Origin of the sequence: Lonsdalea britannica, assembly GCF_946477055.1 — a bacterium.
GTDB lineage: Bacteria > Pseudomonadota > Gammaproteobacteria > Enterobacterales > Enterobacteriaceae > Lonsdalea > Lonsdalea britannica_A.
On record NZ_CAMKXG010000284.1, the window covers coordinates 1 to 4,053 of the forward strand.

Below are 4,053 nucleotides of genomic sequence, written 5' to 3' on the forward strand. Positions count from 1 at the left end.
CTAAGCTTTCATCTTATTCTATAGAATCTGATTCTTTCATAAAATTTGACTGATTTAATGAAGAATCAGATCTATCGAAGTCCATAATCAAAGGTAAATGGATGGGGCTACTAATCTGTATGGGTATAGCCACCAAGATTCAACGATGTTAAACAAAGCATTCCAGAAAGCAGCAGAGGTTATAGTTTCACCACAATCAGAACGTACCTCACAAACCATAATTAAGACTCATGGATGAATTAAAAAATATAGCCGCTTGCTGACATTAAGATGTGAAGCGTACAGGAGGAAGTGCAAAAGCTGCATTACCACGTTTGTGGCATGGAAATAGACATAGCATAAAGTTTTATTACCACACCCCACGCTATACTTGAGCTATGGTAATCAAGCAATACTAGCCGATTTTTAGGTTTCTCCAGAAAAACAGTTCTGGTCCATGGGAATGATCACTGTTATATTCACACACTTAAAACTCGATAAAATGGCGATTCAGTGTCATCAAACCTGATTCGAACTTTTTTACCATGCCCAAAATTGAGTACCGTTTTGACTGTTTAATTCGTAGCATGCAGGAAAACGTATTGAATCAGTCTTAGTTTTGTGACCTTCATCCAGCTCAACCTGCGAGGGCTTTAATTTTTTTTCATCCATAAATTGCCTATCTCCATAGCTAAAGTGAACACATCAAAACAAGTCAATTACACAATTCCCTACAATCTTGGTATCCTATCAAAAGCCCCACTGCGGATATACACAGCAGGGCTATTGCCAGTGCGTCAAGCCTGTTGAAATGACATCATGATATATTGACCATGCTATTGGGTGCCATCAGGGTTAACAGCTTCGTATGACCTAAACCTAATCACATATTCTCAATAATATCGTCAGCAAACTCACTACATTTTCGTAGTTTCGCCCCATCCATCAGACGTTCAAAGTCATAGGTCACGGTTTTATTTTTAATCGCGCCTTCTACGCCTTTGATAATCAAATCCGCGGCTTCGAACCAGCCTAAATGACGCAGCATCATTTCAGCAGAGAGAATAACGGAACCCGGGTTCACTTTATCCTGACCCGCATATTTTGGCGCAGTGCCGTGCGTCGCCTCGAACAAAGCGCATTCATCGCCAATATTCGCGCCGGGAGCGATACCGATACCACCAACCTGTGCCGCTAATGCGTCAGAAATATAGTCGCCGTTCAGGTTCATACAGGCGATAACGTCATATTCCGCCGGGCGCAGCAGAATCTGTTGCAGGAACGCATCTGCGATCACATCTTTGACGACGATATCTTTGCCGGTCTTTGGATTTTTGATTTTCACCCACGGACCGCCGTCAATCAGTTCACCGCCAAACTCTTCTCTCGCCAACTGGTAACCCCAGTCTTTGAAAGCGCCTTCGGTGAATTTCATGATGTTGCCTTTGTGCACCAGCGTCACGGAATCGCGCTCGTTGGTGATGGCGTAGTCGATGGCTGCGCGAACCAGGCGTTTGGTGCCCTCTTCGGAACACGGTTTGATCCCGATGCCGCACTGCTGCGGGAAACGAATTTTGGTGACGCCCATTTCATCACGCAGGAACTTGATGACTTTGTCCGCTTCAGCCGAACCGGCTTTCCACTCGATGCCCGCATAAATATCTTCGGCATTTTCACGGAAAATCACCATGTCCGTCAGTTCCGGGTGTTTTACGGGGCTTGGCGTGCCGTCAAAGTAGCGAACCGGACGAAGGCAAATATAGAGATCAAGCTGCTGACGGAGGGCGACGTTGAGAGAGCGGATCCCCCCGCCGACGGGCGTGGTTAGTGGGCCTTTGATGGCGACGCGGTATTCGCGAATAAGATCCAGTGTTTCTTCCGGCAGCCACACATCTTTACCGTAGACCTGTGTTGACTTTTCGCCGGTGTAAATTTCCATCCAGGAAATCTCGCGCTGACCCGAGTAAGCCTTTTTGACTGCGGCATCAACAACATTGATCATCGCTGGCGTGACGTCGACACCGATACCATCCCCTTCGATAAAGGGAATAATCGGGTTATTCGGCACAACCAATTTTCCTTCTACATCTGCCGTAATCTTCTGACCATTAGCCGGTACAACTACTTTGCTTTCCATTAACCTCTCCTTCGAGCGCATTTTGTTAATGAGATGTAATATGCGTGTCAATACTACTGGAATATCAAACCCGCGCCAACCGCAACCCTTTCGAGTATAATGGCTTTGTCATTCTCAGCCATTAATAAAATGAATAAAATCCCTGTTAAAAATCACAAACTTAAACGATTCAGTTCACGTTCTACCGCGAAAAAAACTGCGGCACCGAAACCGCGTCGAATCATCCTGTTCAACAAACCTTTCGATGTGCTTTCCCAGTTCACTGATGACTCAGGCCGCGCCACGTTGAAAGACTTTATTCCCATCGGCGACATTTATGCCGCCGGACGTCTGGATCGCGACAGTGAAGGACTTATGGTGCTCACCAATGATGGCGCATTGCAAGCGCGCCTGACCCAGCCGGGAAAGAAAACAGCCAAAATTTATTACGCGCAGGTTGAAGGCATTCCCGACGCCGAGGCGCTGGCGCGATTTCGCGCGGGATTGACGCTCAACGACGGCATCACCCTGCCCGCTGGCGTCGAATTAGTGGATGAACCAAATTGGTTATGGCCGCGCAATCCGCCGATACGCGAGCGAAAAGCTATCCCGGTTAGCTGGTTGAAAATTACGTTGCAGGAAGGTCGCAACCGGCAGGTCCGTCGCATGACGGCTCACATTGGTTTCCCAACGCTGCGCTTAATCCGCTACAGTATGGCTAATCAGACTCTAGCCGGGTTATCGCCCGGGGAATGGAAGGAAATCACGCATGTTTAAACCTCATGTCACCGTCGCCAACATCGTCCAGGCAGAAGGCCGTTTTTTGGTGGTGGAAGAAACCGTCAACGGAAGAAGCCTTTGGAACCAGCCAGCCGGTCATCTCGAAGCCGAAGAGACGCTGATTCAAGCCGCCAGCCGCGAGCTGTATGAAGAAACCGGAGTCAAAGCGCAGCCTCAGCATTTCCTCCAGCTTCATCAATGGGTGGCGCCGGACGGTACGCCCTTCCTGCGCTTCAGCTTTACGATTGATCTGCCACAACAGGTCGCCACCGCGCCTCAGGACAGCGATATCGATTGCTGTCACTGGCTGACCGCCGAGGAAATTCTCCACTCAGACAGATTGCGCTCACCGTTGGTTGCGGAAAGTATTCGCTGCTATCAAAGCGGCACCCGCTACCCCTTGAGCGCGCTGGGCGCGTTCAACTGGCCCTATTAAGCCTAACCTCACTGGCCGTGGTGCGACGCTGCGGCCAATGTGCTACCCTATGCGGCCTGTCATTTTGTCCTTATTTGTTGCATTAAATATTTTCTATTCGCGAGACTGTCATGTCAGATAACAGCCAGAAAAAAGTCATTGTCGGCATGTCCGGCGGCGTTGATTCTTCCGTTTCCGCATACCTCCTCCAACAACAGGGTTATCAGGTCGAAGGCCTGTTCATGAAAAACTGGGAGGAGGACGACGACACGGAATACTGTTCTGCCGCTGCCGATTTGGCCGATGCGCAGGCCGTCTGCGACAAACTCGGCATGGAACTGCATACCGTCAATTTCGCGGCGGAATATTGGGACAACGTGTTCGAGCACTTCCTGGAAGAGTACAAAGCCGGTCGTACGCCTAACCCCGATATCCTGTGCAACAAGGAAATCAAATTCAAAGCGTTCCTGGAATTCGCCGCCGAAGATTTGGGTGCGGATTACATCGCCACCGGCCACTACGTGCGCCGTCAGGATATCGACGGTAAAAGTCGTCTCTTACGCGGTCTGGATGGCAACAAGGACCAGAGCTATTTCCTGTACACGCTCAGCCATGAGCAGTTGGCCCAGAGCCTGTTCCCGGTCGGCGAACTGGAAAAACCCGAGGTGCGTAAGATCGCCGAGCAGTTAGAACTGGCAACCGCTAAGAAAAAAGACTCTACCGGGATCTGCTTCATCGGCGAACGCAAATTCCGCGACTTCCT

4 protein-coding genes are annotated in these 4,053 nt (G+C 49.4%); 3 read left to right on the forward strand and 1 reads right to left on the reverse strand.

Annotated features, from left to right (window positions below; translation table 11 throughout):
- Window positions 1-862: 862 nt before the first annotated feature.
- Entirely contained in the window at window positions 863-2,116 is a 1,254-nt protein-coding gene (gene icd, locus Q7O77_RS15245) for an NADP-dependent isocitrate dehydrogenase (RefSeq protein ID WP_304169283.1), read from the reverse strand.
- 129 nt (window positions 2,117-2,245) lie between these two features.
- On the opposite strand from icd, the gene rluE reads away from it, so the two are divergent.
- The 3 genes from rluE to mnmA all read left to right on the forward strand — a co-directional run.
- Window positions 2,246-2,872, forward strand: coding sequence for a 23S rRNA pseudouridine(2457) synthase RluE (rluE, locus tag Q7O77_RS15250; RefSeq protein ID WP_304169285.1), 627 nt, complete (start codon window positions 2,246-2,248; stop codon window positions 2,870-2,872).
- Window positions 2,865-3,311 carry an NUDIX hydrolase gene (locus Q7O77_RS15255; protein ID WP_304169288.1) on the forward strand — a complete coding sequence of 149 codons (447 nt, stop codon included), beginning with the start codon at window positions 2,865-2,867 and terminating at the stop codon, window positions 3,309-3,311. Before rluE ends, Q7O77_RS15255 begins: the two co-directional genes overlap by 8 nt.
- Before the next feature lie 110 nt (window positions 3,312-3,421).
- On the forward strand, window positions 3,422-4,053 hold a 632-nt coding region (mnmA, locus tag Q7O77_RS15260; protein ID WP_304169291.1), incomplete at its 3' end, for a tRNA 2-thiouridine(34) synthase MnmA.